The organism is Leptospira selangorensis (genome assembly GCF_004769405.1).
Lineage (GTDB): Bacteria > Spirochaetota > Leptospiria > Leptospirales > Leptospiraceae > Leptospira_B > Leptospira_B selangorensis.
Map to the genome: position 1 here is coordinate 182,399 of NZ_RQES01000016.1, position 14,841 is coordinate 197,239.

Sequence of the window (14,841 nt, forward strand, 5' to 3'; positions counted from 1 at the left end):
TATATTAGATCTCTTTTTTACAAGAGGTCTTGCATTTCGAAAAAAGAAAGATAGAATGTTCCATCGCAGGACGGAGGTCCGTATGGAAAGATGGCATGATTGGTTAGAGACTCATCGGGATTGGTGGATCGATATGGTCCGCGTATATTTGGGCGGGGTTCTGGTGTATAAGGGACTTGCATTCCTTGCGGATACGGACGCGCTTATCCGGCTCATGGAATTGAATAATGCTCCTTACGCTTCTACATTATTAGCCCATTATATAGTGATCGCTCACATTTGTGGTGGTGTGCTGCTGATGGTAGGACTTCTGACTAGATTCTCTGCGATTTTACAATTGCCTGTACTAGTCGGGGCAGTTTTGTTCATCCATGCAAGAGAAGGTTTTGTGTCCGCAGGATCAAATCTGCCTTACGCATCCATGATCCTACTTTTACTTTTACACTTTTCCTTGTATGGATCCGGTCGTATCTCGGCGGATTTTTATATAGAAACACATAAGAGTGTTTAAAGGAAATATCGTTAGCTCTTTGGACATATTCCAAAAGAGCTAACGATATCATTTCGATTTCAGACTGGCTCTGATACTTTGTCCAATAGACCGACCCAATCCGTTCTCTCGGGTTGTCCCGGTTTTCTTTTTCCAAAAAACTGAACGATCAATTCTCCATCCGCATCATATACTTCCATAGAGTGAATGACTCCGTCTTTGGAAGGTTTATCTACGATATAAACTTTAGAGATTAGATCTGATCTTAAGTGTAGATTGAATTCAGGATCCAGGACATTCCACCAAGATTCTAAAACCTTAATATTGGTGACTTCTCCCGTATGGATCTGAATGGATCCCGGGTTTCCTACAAAAACCATGATAGGGCTTCTGTCTAAGGAAGCCATTTCCAACATTCTTAAAACCGCTTTAGGCTCTACGGTTTTGGTGAATTTTCCGTTAGCAATCTCCATGGATTGGATCCTGGAGACACCATGTTTTTTTAATAGAGAGAAAAATTCATGGGTATCTTCTAATTTTCCCCAGTCGTTTAGGAATTCTTCTTTGGTTTCCGAGTTGATCTCTTTTTTCTCTGCGATCGAAGTTTCTTTTTTATTTTCAGAGGAGAATAAAGTGGAGAAGTCAGGAGATCCGTTTTTGAATTCCGATCTTAGTTTTTCCCAAGCGGATACATTCGATTTATCCGTAAGGAAAAGTTTGAACATTGCTTCTCCATTTTCATTGAAGAATTGAAAAGATCTTTGTGTGGAATCTTGTTTAGGTTCTTCCACTGCAAATCCGAATCTCCAAATTCCTGGGAAAAGTCTGAGATCAATATCTGCTCCGACGACTAAGATATGCCCGGGACCGGAACTTACTTTTTCGAATATTCCTTTTCTTTCATGTACGCAAGCTTCGTTACGGGTAAGGACCATTACATGTCCCAATTCTCCGAACTTCGCGAATAATTCTCCCCAATTCGTTTGGAGAGAAGAAACTTGAGGAAATCCTTCCGCCTTGGAAATTTCAGAGGCAGCAAGTAGTCCACCTTCCGAGGTTTTGAGTTGGGAAGCGATCTCTCTCATTCTAAGACGAGGTTGTGTTTCTTTGATCTGTTTCCAATCTTTAATGATATTCTCGATCTCTAACGATTCAGCGATGGACATTTTCTTTGACTCCTTTAGCATCTAATGTATAGGGTAGGCCGTTTGTTTTGTTTGGTTCTGCGGGACCAAGAGGGATCAAATAATGCCCTCCTTCCGGGAAGGGAATTTTTTGGGTTCTCAATAGGAAATGTTCCAATACGAATTTTTCATCCAGAATATTCCCAGGGATCCCATCCGCTAGTATTTTACCTTCTTTTAATACTGCGATCCGATCCGCGTATCTAAGTGCAAGGTTTAGGTCGTGGAGAATGCAGAGAACCCCTCTTCCTTTTTTGCTGAGTTGTTTTGCTTTTTCCAATAAAGAATGTATTCTGTTCGGATCTAAAGAGGCGCCCGGTTCATCCAAGAGAACATAACTTTCTCTTTCGGTGGGTTCTTTATCCTGGGTTAAAACCCTTGCCATTTGGGTTCTTTGTTTTTCTCCGCCGGAAAGTTTATTATAAATTTGGAATCTTTCTCTTTCTCCTAGATGGACCGAATGAAATGCATCTTCGGTGATCTGATCCTCTAACGGTTTAGGAACTCTTAATTTAGAGCAGGACCTTCCCATTCGAACGATCTCGTCCGCGATAAATGGAAAATGGATCTCCGATTCTTGGGACAGTACACTTCTTCTAAGTGCTAAGTCTTCTGAATCGTATTCTGACAAAGGAATCCCATCCAATAGCACCAATCCTTTGTCCGGAGATATTTCTCCCGAAAATAATTTTAATAAGGTGGATTTTCCGGCTCCATTCGGACCTAACACAATCAAAAGTTCTCCAGGATACAAACTTAAGTTTACTCCTGATAATAAGAACCTTCCACCTCTGGATAAGGAAATGTCTGATAATACTAGGCTCATCTAAATTCTCCTTCTCTACGTTTTGCTTGTAAGATTAAGAATAAGAAGAACGGGCCGCCTATTCCTGCTGCAATGATTCCGATCGGTAGTTCTGAAGGGAAGGCGACAGTTCGCGCTGCTAAGTCTGCGATCGAAAGAAGAAGTGCTCCTCCGAATAAGGAAGCAGGTAATAATGTTTTATGACCCGGCCCTAAAACCATTCTTAGAATATGAGGAACGATCAAACCAACGAATGCAATATTTCCGCAGATAGAAATACTTACGCCTACTAGCAGACTTGCTAAAACGATGGTGAGATTTCGGATCCTTCTCACCTTGAAACCCGTATGAAAAGCTTCCGCTTCCCCTAATGCTAAAGCATCTAAACCTCTGGCTAATATAGGAAAGAAGAAGGTAACGACTAGAAGTACGGAACCGAGCAGATAAATTTTATGCCAGCTAGCAACCGCCATACTTCCCAAACTCCAGAAGGTTAAGTTTCTAAGTTGGGTATCATCCGCTAGATACGATAAAAATCCTAAAAGAGAAACGACAGTCGCATTCACTGCGATCCCTGCAAGTACTAGAACTAGTGAAAATCCTCCGCCTTCTCTTTTGGAAACCACATGCAGGAAGAAGGAAACGGAAAGAGCACCGGCAAATGCGCATATCTGTAATAAGATACTTTCTTTTCCTCTTAACTCGGCTGGAAAAAAAGTAAGTATCTTTTCTGAAAATACGATCCAAGTAGAAGCAGCTAATGCAGCTCCGGGGCTTACTCCTATAAATCCAGGTTCTACTAATGGATTTCGAAATAATCCTTGTATACAAACGCCGGCAGAAGCAAGACATGCCCCGACTAACATGGATAATACGAGCCTGGGCATTCTCAAATTCCAAACTAAAATGGAATGTGGGACTTCTAATTCGGATAAGGAATCCTGTCCTAATAGTAATACTTTCAGGATTTCCGCTGTTGAAAGTTGAATAGAACCGAATTTAAGGGAAAGTACTCCTATCCCGAAAAGCCCGGCAGCTAACACTACATATACGAAGATGGCAGGGACTTTGCGCCCTGTTTTTTTCTTCCTTTCTTCCCCTTTAGGTTTCATTTCAGGGGAAGAAGTTTCCAGAGAGGATACGATCATTTTTTATCAGTTGTTTTTGGATGGAATGATTCGAATAATTCCTCGATACCCTGACCAAGTCTTGGGCCGAAACCTAAAAGGACTAGATCATCTATCGCAACAACTCTGGATTTTTTTCCGGCTGGAGTATCTTTTACACCTGGAAGTGCGAATACTCCGTCTTTTCCGCCAAGGCTTTCTAAACCTCTGCTTGGAATTAAGATGATATCAGGTTGTGCTGCGATTACTGCTTCCGGAGTGATCGGTTTAAAACCTTTGAATCCGTCCACTGCATTGATCCCTCCGCCGAGTCGGATCATTTCGTCTGCAGGTGTTTCCGTTCCGGAAACTTGCGCTAGGCTTGTCCCTCTATGATATACGAATAATACTTTCGGTTTGGATTTTAATTTGGAAACCTTCTCCGCAATTTTAGAATGTTTTTTGCGGATGTCTTGTACGATCTTTTGAGCTTCTTTTTCGGCTCCGATCTCTTTTCCGATCGCAAGAATATTATTTAGCGCAGGCTCCACTCCAGGCAATCCGGGATAGATGATCACTTTTAAACCTGCAGATTTTAATTGTTCAATCACTTCGGGAGGACCGGCGTATTCTAATCCAAGGATCAGATTCGGTTTTAAAGAAAGAATTCCTTCTGCAGAAAGCATTCTTTGATAACCTACTTTTGGAAGTGCAACCGCTTCAGGAGGATAAAGGGAAGAAGTGTCGTTCCCTACAACTAATTTACCTTTTCCTAATGCGAAAACGATCTCGGAAACTGTTCCGTTTAATGTTACAATCCTAAGTTCTTTTGCCTCTGCGAATATGGTTGCAGGTAAGCAGAGGAACAAGGCCAAGGTTATGAGTTTTTTCATATTGGACTCCCAATTTTTGTTTTTACCGGACTCCCGGTACAGGCGACGAAGAAGGTATCGGCGCCGCAGAATAATCTGCTGGAGCCGCACCCGCGCTGAACCTTCCATCTATCCCCACATAATAGAATCTAGGTTTTTGCGGATTATAAGTAAGATCGAAAGTGTCTAGAAGATTGTCCACACCTGCGAATATTTCAAAAGTTCCTAATATCTTTTGAGAAACTCTGATATTCAAATTGGTATGAGCATTTACCATTCTCACTCCATAAGTAGGTCCTGTAGTACAGTAAGATAAGTTTCTTTCCGTACAATATTCTTGGATACCACCTGGAATATTTCCGAATAATGCGTTGATCGTATTCGTTGCTTGTGTAGTCAACTGAGCAGAAAGACCAGACAATTCGCTAGGAAGAACAGGATCACACCAAAGAGGATTTTTTGTACAATAGTAGGGTTGTTTTCCGAAAATCACCGCGAACAAAGAGAAGCTGAATCCGCTAGGTTGGTGATCTATACGTATATTCGCGTTCCATCTATGATAACCTCTTCCTTCTAAAGGAAGATTGGTCAATTCATCTCTTGTATCCGTGTATGTATAACCGCCACCCAAAGAAACATTTTGATGGACTCTAAGAGTTACGGAAGATTCGAATCCTTTCGTGAGAGCCTTCTGGTAGTTGGATGTATTAAAGATCTGTAATCCGGATGCATCCCTAGTAGGGTTCGTTCTGAATCCTATCAGGTTATCGATATTATTATAGAAGAAGTTAAAGCTAAACCAGAATACCTTATTCGGTTCCCATTCTCCGCCTAAATTATAACTGCGAGAAAGTTCCGGCTTTAAGTTGGGATTTCCGGCGACTCTATAGCCGACTCCTGGGTTTATAAAATTATAATATAGGTCCTGGAAACTAGGAGCTCTGTATCCTAAACCGTTGGCTGCTCTAATGCGGAATTTATCGGTTACATCGTAACGAATCGCGAGTTTAGGAAGAACTTGTCCTCCGTAAATGGAGTCGTGATCGGAACGGATCCCTGGTACGATTTGGATCCTAGGAGCGCTGGAAACTCTCCATTCGTCCTGCACATAAAATGCGTTTCTTTGTCTTTGAGCGTATCCGTTTTGAGTTTGGTAAGGATCTGTTCCTAAGATATCACTCGCACAAATATTAGGGAAATTTCTCTTACAGTCCGGAGCGATCCTCGCGGAAGAAAATTGATCTATCAATGTTTCAGCGCCGTAAGAGATCACATGTCCGTCGGAGATCTTATGATCTAAACGGGTCCTTAACTCTGTAACTGCGTTGTCTAACTTCTCCCTTTTATCTTGGGCGTCCGACTTTCTTTGATCGTATGTATAAGTATCGAAAAATCTGGCGTAGTTTGTGTTTACGTTTAAGTTTAATGTTTTGGTAATTTCCCAATCTGCGTTTAAAGCACCCATAAAGTCATGGGTCTTATTGCTTCTATCGTAAACTCCTCTTGGAGGGACCGCATCTACGGCGTTTTGGTTTAAATATCTGTAATAGAACTGAAATCCTAATTTAAAAGTTTCCGAAATATCAAAAGTAGTTTTGTTAGAAACGTTTATATCCTCGAATGCACTGCCCGAAGTAGACTCTAAGGGACCTTCATACGGAAGTTTTTGACGATAAATATAAAGTTTTGTCCAAAGAGGTGTACCAACAGGGAAGGGGGAGTAACTAGAAGAGAGACTTTCTATTCTTCCGTTTTTAGGTCCTAAGGTTGCGTCCGGAGTTAGATCGTAACCGTCTCCTCTATGCCAACCGGCTGTAAAATTGGTGGATACTATCCCTTTGCGTACTCCTACGGATGCATAATTACGGAATTCTGTTCCAGTTCCATAATAGACTGGATTTCCTCCTCCCATAAAAGTCCTGAAGTTCGCCGAATAAGGATCTTTTTGTTCCTTAGTGATGATATTGATCACACCCGCGATCGCATCGGAACCGTAAAGAGCGGATGACGCACCTTTTACGATCTCAATTCTTTCTATATCTTCCGCTTTAAATCTGGTTAAGTCGATAGAGCCGCTGAAACGTCCAGTGGTCCTTTGTCCGTCCACTAAGATCAAAACGTTTTGGCCCGAGAGACCTTGCAAACGGACAGTAGATCCTCTTTCCCCTGCTTGTGCAGGACGAACTTCTATCCCTGGAACGTTTCCTAAAGTTTGGGAGATATCCCTTGCTCCCATAGCATCTATATCTTTTCTGGTGATCACCTCTGTAGTGATCGTGGAATCTTTCAAAAAACCTTTTCTACGAGTACCGGTAACTGTGATGATAGAACCTCTATCATTATTCCCGTTCGTTACGTCTTTTCCGATTTCCGGATTTACTTTAGATTTATCTAAATCATCCTTTTTCTCTTCCGTCTTTTTTTCAGGAAGAACTTCTCCTTGGGAGAAGATAGGAACTCCTAGAAAACATAAACCTGAAAATAAGATCAGATATAATGTTCTAGGAATGGAAGAAGGTTTGATCTTCCCCATCAAGGAACTACCTTCCATTTAAATGACGGAAACCCACTGGTACTTGCACCGTCATAATAATCCAAGACCTCTAATCCGAAATGGGAAACTCCATCTGAACCTTGGATTAGGTATCCTCTTGCTTTTGGGCTGAGGATATGGGTGGTTCCGTCATAATCATACCAATCCCAGAGCGCAGGGCTTGCATTTTCGGTAGCAGTTCCGAATCCACCCCCCTCCTGTTTGAGACATGAGTTTGTCTATTTCTAATGTGCAATCGCTTCCGGTTACACTTGCTAAGTTGGTATCACTTGGATTAAAACAAGATCCACCATCTCCTGACCCGCTCGTTCCGCTATTGGTACCTATTACGAATCTTTTAAATCTTAGATCCCAGGTACCTGACTTAGTAGTTTCTACTCCGCCTGCTTTTAGGTCTATGTAAACCCAACATCCGCTTGCCGTTGCGTTAACTATAGTAGTAAGAGTTCCAGAACCTGTTGTAGTAGTATCTCCGGGGGCCTTGATACATCCTCCGCCACCATCTTCCAATGCGGCTAAAATAGCAAGACCGTCGTCTCCTCCGGTGCTAGGCCCGCAGAAAACAGTTAAAGTTGCCATGAGAATAATGAAAATTGAATATAATGTTTTCATTATAGAATCCCCCTTTTTCATAAATTAATAATGACAGTAGGCGGCCGAATAAAGACCGCCTAAATTTTTAAAGCGCGGTAGTGCTATAAGTTACTACCTTAGTCGCAGTTACTCCGGAAGCAGAGCTGCCGGTCTTGTAATAAGTGCTAGTGCTACCGGTGGAACCGATACCTGCACCGCTTGGCCAATTCGCTTTATTGATGATTGCATTAGATTCAGTAAGGGTACATCTCTTCTTACAGTTTGCACCTTTGTATCCACTTCCCCAAATAGTAACTTTTGGCGTTGTATCCGCGCTGATATCTAAACAAACATCACTTGCTGTAGTAGTGAAGGAGGAGAACAAACTAGTTCCTGATCCTCCGAGCGGTACGGTTGCAGTTCCATTATCTGTTCCATAAGCTGTGGTTGCAGAATAACCTGCGTAAACCATTGGTCCGCCTTGGTAGATGTTCACTACGAGCCTTCCATCACCTGCAGCAGTAGTAGGTGTAGAAGTAGTTCCTGCTAATGAATCAGTGTATCCGGTTGCTAGGTAGATGGTTCCGTGTCCGCTTAGGGCTTGGAGCAATACTCCTTCTAATCTGATATGTCTTGCCGCACCTGCAGTTGGAATGGAGATCAATTGGAAAGTATTGATCCCTGCAGTGATTGCAGTTTCTGCGATCTCATCGTTTGCAACTGCTGCGTCTATGCAGGCACTGTTTAAAGCCCCGAGTACAAGTGCAGAGTTGGACTCTTTCGAGCCTTGGTCGCAATTCATTAAGAAGGATATTCCTAGAATCATCGTCAATAGCGTCTTGGTTGTGTTCCGTTTCATGTTTTCTCCTGTTGAGACTCAATTCTCATTAGTAGGAGTCATGTTTTCTATATTTAGATCTTGAAATGAGTCTAAAACTCAAAATCAAAATCTCTCGGAATCTGTCAACCAAGAATGAGAACAATTCTCAGAAGCGATAGTGAAAAGTCCACTAAAGAATTCCTAAAAAGCCGGGCATTCTGGCGGTCTGGGGGATTGATATTTGTCTCTAAAAGGGCCTATGTTCAGAATAATTTTGGATTTAGAGACATTCCATTTTATCACAGAAAGTATATTTCGTTTTTCTAATCCTTAAAGAAGGAGGTTTTGGGAAAAGTAATTGATAGGTCCTTCTCCTTGGGTTAAAACTACCTTCGCCGAATTCCGAATCTTTCGGTGACGGAGAGTTCCATAATAGGAGGGTACAGTATGAAGAAAAAATGGGTGGTGGTTGCAAACCGAAGCGAGGCAAAAATTTTCGAATACCAAGGGCCGACTAACGGTTTGAAGCTGGTGCAATCTATGGAGAATCCCGAAGGAAGACTCAGAAATTCGGATCTAGTTACTGGGGCAGGCCAGGCTTCCAGATCGGATTTTGATTTTTTTCACGAACCTAAAAAGAGAGTGGCTGCGGCTTTTGCAGGTAAACTGAGCGATTTTATGAACTTGGAAAGGAAGAAGGATTCTTTTTCCAATTTTATTTTGGTTTCCGAACCTGGCTTTATGGGAATGATCCTAGGCAAACTTGACGAGAAGTCGAGAGAAAGGATCTATCACAAGATGCCTAAAGATATCGTGCATGAAAGAGAGTCCAATCTGATGAACCATCTTAAGAGCGTGCTTGTAAGCGAAGCTTAAGATCCATTCGAGTCGATATTATTTAAGGCCGCCTTCATGGCGGCTTTTTTATTGACGCAGCCGAATCCTAAAGGATTCTACCTCAGTAAAAAATTGGAGAGAGTTCAATGGCTGCCTCAAAAGAAAAATATATTCTTTCTATCGATAGTGGTGGAAGCGGGATCCGAGCTATCTTATTCGATAAGAAAGGCAGAATAGTTTCTCGCCAGTACGAAAAAACTCCTCCCATAGTAAGCGAGCCCGGCGCCTTAGAGCATGACCCTGAAAAACTTTGGCAGGCACTTGTTTCTATTCTCAAAAAAACTTTTAAAAACAAAAAGTTCCAAGCTGCAAATGTGGATTCACTCGGGATCTGCAACCAAAGAGGATCTTTTCTTCTTTGGGATAAAACTACCGGCAAACCTTTAACTAAACTGATCAGTTGGGCAGATGTAAGAGCGGGAAAAACTTCTGCGCAGATGAACTCGAATAAGATATGGAAAGGGATACAATTCGTTTCCAGGATCCTTGGAGCGATCACAGGCAATCCGATGATGATCGCAACTTATATGTTAAAGTTTACTACGGATCATGCCTCTGTTCGTTTGAAATGGGTGCTCGATAAAGACCCTGAACTTAGGAAAAGAGCGAAGAAGGGTGAGATACTTTTTGGTACCTTGGACACTTGGTTCGTGTACAAACTCACCAAAGGAAAAGAACATATCAGCGATCCTTCTAACGCTACAGTAACAGGTATGTTCAACCCGTTTCAATTACAATGGAATGCTCCTCTTTGTGGGATCTTCAATATCCCAACGAAAATTTTTCCGAATGTAAAAGATACCGCTGCAGATTTTGGAATCACTGATCCTTCTTTATTCGGTGCTGGAATTCCTATCAGAGCCGTGGTCGGTGATCAAATGGCGGCTTTATTCGGACACGCATGTTTTGAAAAAGGTGGAGTGAAAATTTCCCAAGGTTCTGGAGCATTCGTAGATATGAATATGGGGGATAAACCTAAACTTTCTAAAAGAGGTTTGTTCCCACTTGTTGCTTGGAGACTCGCTGGAAAGCCGACTTATATGTTAGAAGGTTTTACCGGAACTGTAGGAACTCTGATCGACTGGCTTGGAAAAGGGATCGGACTTTCGGATACTCCAAAAGTTTTGAACGAACTTGCTTCCCAGACAAATGATACAGAGGGAGTGATCTTCGTTCCGACTGCTTCCGGGATGAGATATCCTCATTTTAATCCGAATGCAAAAGCTTCCGTATTCGGGTTATCTCTTGCAACTCACAGAAGACATGTGGCAAGAGCGGTGTTGGAAGGAATTGCATTATCTTTATTTGATATATTAGAAGGGATCAAGAAGGACACGAATGTTCCCGTAAGTTCCATCATGGTGGACGGGGGTGTTTCCCAATCGGATATACTTCTACAATGTCTTGCCGACTTTTGTAATGTAGAAGTGAAACGTGCCCCGGAACCTGATATGACTGCCACAGGCGCCGCTTATCTTGCGGGACTCGGTTCCGGTTATTGGAAAAGTTTGGAAGAATTGAGTAAACTTGAAAGAGGTTACAAAATTTTCAAACCTAAGATGGATCCGAAATTTAGAGAATTAAAATTGGAACGTTGGCATAGAGCAGTTCAATCCACTCTCAGGATAGATTGAACTATTCTTGGATACGAATGGAGCTTACCACGGTGGTTAATTGTTCCGCCAATTCTTCGGTAGGTTCCTCGTCTCCATTATAAGTGATTAAGATCATTCTTTTTTTAGCGGAGACTAGATAGACCATCCAATGTCTTCCGTCTTCTTTTAAAAATTCACAGGCAATGATCTTAGAACCTTCATTATTCTCGAAGAACGCCGCCATATCTCTCACGAATTCAATTTTGTGGGTTGCAAGATATCTTTCTAATTCCTGTTCCGGATCGAAACCGCCTTCTTTATTTTCGAAAGCATAAACTTGCATGGCGCCGGAACCATTCTCTTCGAAAAAGGCAGGGATACCTTCGATCACAATATTCTGCCAATGGCCCGGGACTACCATGCTGTACCAGCCGGAAGGAGAACGATAGAGTCTGTAATCTAACTTTTTATCCATTCTAGAAACTATTTCGTCATCTTAATCCGGTTAAAAATCAAGGCAAGCATGTTTGGGAATACTTGACATTCGTGTTGTCTCAGTGATCCTCTCCTGTTGTGATCGCTATCCTGAAAAACAGAAGAGGCCCTTTTTATCTGATCACTACGTTTTTCGCGATCATATTTTTTGCGGTCTTCGCTTCCTCACTTGCTATCGTATTTTCCCTATTTTTGATCGCCGTATTGGTTTTATATCCTGTTTTATTGGACTGGTTCTCTCGCTTGTATGGCCAGGAAGATATTGCAGACGAGGTACATTTTGCAAAAACCAAAGACGGATGGAATATCGCGTTACACAGACATATCCCCCCTATTCCAAATCCTGAACTTGCTCCGGTAATCGTTGTACATGGGATCGCTACGAATAAGTATGTGATCGATTTAGATAAAAGGCATTCTCTTCCTTATTATTTGAAATTAAGAGGTTACGAGGTATTTGCAGTTTCTTTGAGAGGTGCAGGAAGTTCTTACCACGAGAGCAGGGGAGGTTACGAGGATTTTACTTTTGATGATTTAGTAAAATATGATGTTCCCGCGATCATCTCCAAAATACTTTCTTTAACGGAAAGTAAACGTGTGAACTGGGTGGGCCATTCTATGGGCGCAATGATCTTCTATTCTTATTTAGGGATCATATCTAAATCCGAAAAGGAAAAGATCGCAAGTTTTGTTTCTTTGGGCGGGCCGGGAAATTTGAACCATTTAGGTTTGAGCCTGATCGGTTTACTTTCTAGATTCCCTCGTGCCAGAAAAGTTTTAGATCTGAAGTTCGGGGCTTCTATGCTTGCTCCTTTAGCCGGAGAAATTTACACACCTATCGATCAGATACTTTATAACCCAAAAGCGACTCGTCCAAGAATAGTGAAAAAGGTAATGAAAAATGCCATCGAGAATATCAGCGAAGGACTGATAGAACAATTCATGTCTTGGATAGAGACAAAGAAGATGAGTTCCCTCAACGGATTCTATAATTATATAGATCTCCAAAAAGAGATCACCGTTCCTAGTCTATTTATCGCAGGTGCAAATGATGCGATTGCAACTCCTGACACTGTTCGATTCGTATACGAAAGAGCGGGAGCTAAGATCAAAAAATTTCATGTAATCTCAAAGGAAGAAGGAGCCAGCGACGATTACGGCCATGGTTGTTTGATCCTGGCGGAGAAGGCGGAAGACGATGTGTTTCCTAAGGTGGAAACCTTCCTAAGAGAACATGGAACCTCCAAAAAGCAGAGCTGGTTTTTACGATTAAAAAGAAAATTTAAACAGAATATTCGAACCTAACACTACATAATCCCTTATTTGCTGCCTTAAAAGAGTAGCATTCTTCCTTATATCTCACCAAATCTCAAGTATGTCTCAATATAAATATGCCTAAATAATAAACATATTTAAATTTTGTACCCAGAAATTGGGCATAATATTTAGATTTGGAGAATTGGTACGCTAATTGCATAAGATCTCGGTAGAGCGAAACGAATCCAAAGAGAAAAAGAATCGGATACGTAGAGGTGCTTGACCATGATAGAACTCAAATTTGGGCAAAGAAAAGTAGTTAGCTTCCGAGGTGCAAGGAAGGTCGTCGGCGGTTTAACCGAGAAGAATAAGATCGATATCCTTCTTTATATCAGTAAGGAATTTGCAAACGCGGATAAGGAAGAGGAACTTTACGATATCGTAATAAGCCTCTGTAAGGATATTTTCGAGTGTGATAATACCACTCTCAGGATGTGGAGAGGAAATCTTTTGGTTCCTTCTCGCTTCTTTAAAGAAACAATTCCACCTCGTAGAGATCTAAGCCAAGACGAAGGTTATTCGGGATTCACTTTTAAGACCCGTATGCCTTTGCTAATCCAAGACTTAACGCATCACGCGGAATACATAGACGAGGGGGAAACCACTCGTGCCGTTATGTGTGTTCCGATTATGTATAAGGAAGATTGCCTCGGTACAATCGCCGTAGAATCGGACACCGAATTTTTTTATAGAGAAGATGATCTAGAAATTTTAGAAGCACTCGGTTCCCAGCTCGCTCTTGCAATTACAAGCGTTCGTTTGATCCAAGGTTTGGTCCATGCGAATGAAAGAGAGGCTCAGATCCTAAAACAATTGGAATGGGATATGAGAATGGGCCGTAACGTCCAAAGTCAGATCGTAGAGACTACGATTGCTCCTTGGAACGGTTTACATTTCGGAACTTATTATGAACCGATGACCGAAGTTTCCGGAGACTACTTTAATGTGGTCCGACAAGGAAACTCGATCACTGCGATCATAGTGGATGTGTCCGGGCACGGTATTCCTGCCGCGTTAGTCACAATGTCCATCCACTATCAATTCCAACGTTGTACTTCCCTTGGTATGGGACTATCCGAAACTTTGGCCGAGTTGGGTGAATCCATCCGGCCACAGCTTCCGGATGGAACTTATTTCACTGCTTTCATTCTGAAGGTATACAGTGATTATACTTACTCTTATGTGAATGCAGCTCACCAAAAAATGTTACATTACCATAACGGTCATGGACGGATAGAAGAGTTGGATACCCAAGGTGTTCCTCTTGGCATCTTCGAAGTGGAAAGAAGTAATTTCGAAGAGAAACATGGAAGGATCCTACCCGGGGATATTTTATTCCTACCTACCGACGGTATTACGGAACAAAAAAATGAACAACGCCAAGAATTGGGGAACCAACGTTTTATAGAATGGATCCGCCAAGAAAAATCGACCATAGAAGAACAAAGAGATAAGATCTATGTTGCGGACTTAGTCGGTTCTTTGATCGGAAGATTCAAAAGATATAAAGGAGATATGAGAAACGGAGACGATGTTTCTTTACTCGCGCTCCAATGTAATCCTGAACTTGGAAAAGCTAAGACATTACTTTCCTTAGCGAAATCCGCTGCAAAAGCGAAGAAAGACCAAGTCGCTTACGACAAAGCTTTGGAAGTATTCTCTATGGACGAGTCTCTCAAAGACAGTTTGGTACTTCTTGGAAAAATGTATTACAGAGATAGGAATTTTGAAAAGAGCGTTCAGTTCTTGGAGAAATATATCAGAACCAGCGGAGAAGAATCCGAGCATATTCACTATCTTTTAGGAAGAGCGTACTACGAGTTGGAAAATATTCCGGAGGCTAAGAGAGCATTAAAACGTTCTCTCGCAATCGATCACACGTACGCGAAGTCCAGCTTGAGACTAGCTAGATGTTATTTGAAAGATAATGAAACTCCTAAGGCGATTAAGGTCCTTCAACAAGGGATCAAAAGCGCGCCTACGAACGAGTATTTAAAAATTTCCCTTAAAAAGTTGGAGGAATTAGTAAAAAGAAAATCAGGAGATCTAGTCGTTTCGGAACAAAGAAAAGAAGCGGTTTAATTAATAAGCGAAGTTCAGGAATCGTGTTCAAAAAATATATAGGAGATTTAG

General features: G+C 41.7%; 12 protein-coding genes and 1 pseudogene. 5 read left to right on the plus strand and 8 right to left on the minus strand.

Going from position 1 to position 14,841, the window contains the following annotated elements; all coding sequences use genetic code 11:
- The first annotated feature begins 82 nt into the window (after positions 1-82).
- Positions 83-511: a DoxX family protein gene (locus EHO58_RS11330; RefSeq protein WP_008595326.1), complete on the plus strand. Its 429-nt coding sequence runs from the start codon at positions 83-85 to the stop codon at positions 509-511.
- 59 nt (positions 512-570) lie between these two features.
- Here EHO58_RS11330 and EHO58_RS11335 read toward each other — a convergent pair whose 3' ends face one another.
- The 7 genes and pseudogenes from EHO58_RS11335 to EHO58_RS11365 form a co-directional block, all read right to left on the minus strand.
- Positions 571-1,656: a hemin-degrading factor gene (locus EHO58_RS11335; RefSeq protein WP_135679989.1), complete on the minus strand. Its 1,086-nt coding sequence runs from the start codon at positions 1,654-1,656 to the stop codon at positions 571-573.
- Positions 1,643-2,437, minus strand: a pseudogene (locus tag EHO58_RS11340) (ATP-binding cassette domain-containing protein); the annotation flags it as partial. The gene EHO58_RS11335 and the pseudogene EHO58_RS11340, both read right to left, overlap by 14 nt.
- A gap of 59 nt (positions 2,438-2,496) precedes the next feature.
- Complete coding sequence (locus tag EHO58_RS11345) at positions 2,497-3,627, minus strand: FecCD family ABC transporter permease (RefSeq protein ID WP_135679991.1); 1,131 nt, start codon at positions 3,625-3,627, stop codon at positions 2,497-2,499.
- Complete coding sequence (locus tag EHO58_RS11350; RefSeq protein ID WP_135679992.1) at positions 3,624-4,478, minus strand: heme/hemin ABC transporter substrate-binding protein; 855 nt, start codon at positions 4,476-4,478, stop codon at positions 3,624-3,626. Before EHO58_RS11350 ends, EHO58_RS11345 begins: the two co-directional genes overlap by 4 nt.
- Positions 4,479-4,500: 22 nt before the next feature.
- Positions 4,501-6,990, minus strand: coding sequence for a TonB-dependent receptor plug domain-containing protein (locus EHO58_RS11355; protein WP_135629307.1), 2,490 nt, complete (start codon positions 6,988-6,990; stop codon positions 4,501-4,503).
- A gap of 156 nt (positions 6,991-7,146) precedes the next feature.
- The gene (locus EHO58_RS11360; RefSeq protein WP_244241147.1) at positions 7,147-7,623 is read right to left on the minus strand and encodes an HmuY family protein; all 477 of its coding nucleotides are present in this window, start codon (positions 7,621-7,623) and stop codon (positions 7,147-7,149) included.
- 67 nt (positions 7,624-7,690) lie between these two features.
- Positions 7,691-8,386 (minus strand): hypothetical protein, encoded by a 696-nt coding sequence (locus EHO58_RS11365; protein WP_135629183.1) that lies wholly within the window; start codon positions 8,384-8,386, stop codon positions 7,691-7,693.
- A gap of 465 nt (positions 8,387-8,851) precedes the next feature.
- Here EHO58_RS11365 and EHO58_RS11370 point away from each other — a divergent pair, with 465 nt between their 5' ends.
- A complete protein-coding gene (locus EHO58_RS11370) occupies positions 8,852-9,280 on the plus strand; it encodes a host attachment protein (protein WP_135629184.1) in 429 nt (142 codons plus the stop codon).
- Positions 9,281-9,387: 107 nt separating this feature from the next.
- Positions 9,388-10,935 carry a glycerol kinase 5 gene (locus tag EHO58_RS11375; protein ID WP_135629185.1) on the plus strand — a complete coding sequence of 516 codons (1,548 nt, stop codon included), beginning with the start codon at positions 9,388-9,390 and terminating at the stop codon, positions 10,933-10,935.
- 1 nt (position 10,936) lies between these two features.
- Here the strand turns inward: EHO58_RS11375 and EHO58_RS11380 are convergent, their stop codons facing one another.
- Positions 10,937-11,371 (minus strand): hypothetical protein, encoded by a 435-nt coding sequence (locus EHO58_RS11380; RefSeq protein WP_135629186.1) that lies wholly within the window; start codon positions 11,369-11,371, stop codon positions 10,937-10,939.
- 98 nt (positions 11,372-11,469) lie between these two features.
- Between EHO58_RS11380 and EHO58_RS11385 the strand changes: the two genes are divergently transcribed.
- Together EHO58_RS11385 and EHO58_RS11390 are read left to right on the plus strand one after the other, a co-directional pair.
- Entirely contained in the window at positions 11,470-12,696 is a 1,227-nt protein-coding gene (locus EHO58_RS11385) for an alpha/beta fold hydrolase (protein WP_135629187.1), read from the plus strand.
- A 237-nt stretch (positions 12,697-12,933) separates the two neighbouring features.
- On the plus strand, positions 12,934-14,790 hold the full coding sequence (locus EHO58_RS11390) for a SpoIIE family protein phosphatase (protein ID WP_135615327.1): 1,857 nt from the start codon (positions 12,934-12,936) through the stop codon (positions 14,788-14,790).
- Positions 14,791-14,841 lie beyond the last annotated feature (51 nt).

Coding starts and splice junctions, on each gene's coding strand:
- EHO58_RS11330 (WP_008595326.1), top strand. CDS start 83: ATGGAAAGATGGCATGATTGGTTAGAGACTCATCGGGATTGGTGGATC.
- EHO58_RS11335 (WP_135679989.1), bottom strand. CDS start 1,656: ATGTCCATCGCTGAATCGTTAGAGATCGAGAATATCATTAAAGATTGG.
- EHO58_RS11345 (WP_135679991.1), bottom strand. CDS start 3,627: ATGATCGTATCCTCTCTGGAAACTTCTTCCCCTGAAATGAAACCTAAA.
- EHO58_RS11350 (WP_135679992.1), bottom strand. CDS start 4,478: ATGAAAAAACTCATAACCTTGGCCTTGTTCCTCTGCTTACCTGCAACC.
- EHO58_RS11355 (WP_135629307.1), bottom strand. CDS start 6,990: ATGGGGAAGATCAAACCTTCTTCCATTCCTAGAACATTATATCTGATC.
- EHO58_RS11360 (WP_244241147.1), bottom strand. CDS start 7,623: ATGAAAACATTATATTCAATTTTCATTATTCTCATGGCAACTTTAACT.
- EHO58_RS11365 (WP_135629183.1), bottom strand. CDS start 8,386: ATGAATTGCGACCAAGGCTCGAAAGAGTCCAACTCTGCACTTGTACTC.
- EHO58_RS11370 (WP_135629184.1), top strand. CDS start 8,852: ATGAAGAAAAAATGGGTGGTGGTTGCAAACCGAAGCGAGGCAAAAATT.
- EHO58_RS11375 (WP_135629185.1), top strand. CDS start 9,388: ATGGCTGCCTCAAAAGAAAAATATATTCTTTCTATCGATAGTGGTGGA.
- EHO58_RS11380 (WP_135629186.1), bottom strand. CDS start 11,371: ATGGATAAAAAGTTAGATTACAGACTCTATCGTTCTCCTTCCGGCTGG.
- EHO58_RS11390 (WP_135615327.1), top strand. CDS start 12,934: ATGATAGAACTCAAATTTGGGCAAAGAAAAGTAGTTAGCTTCCGAGGT.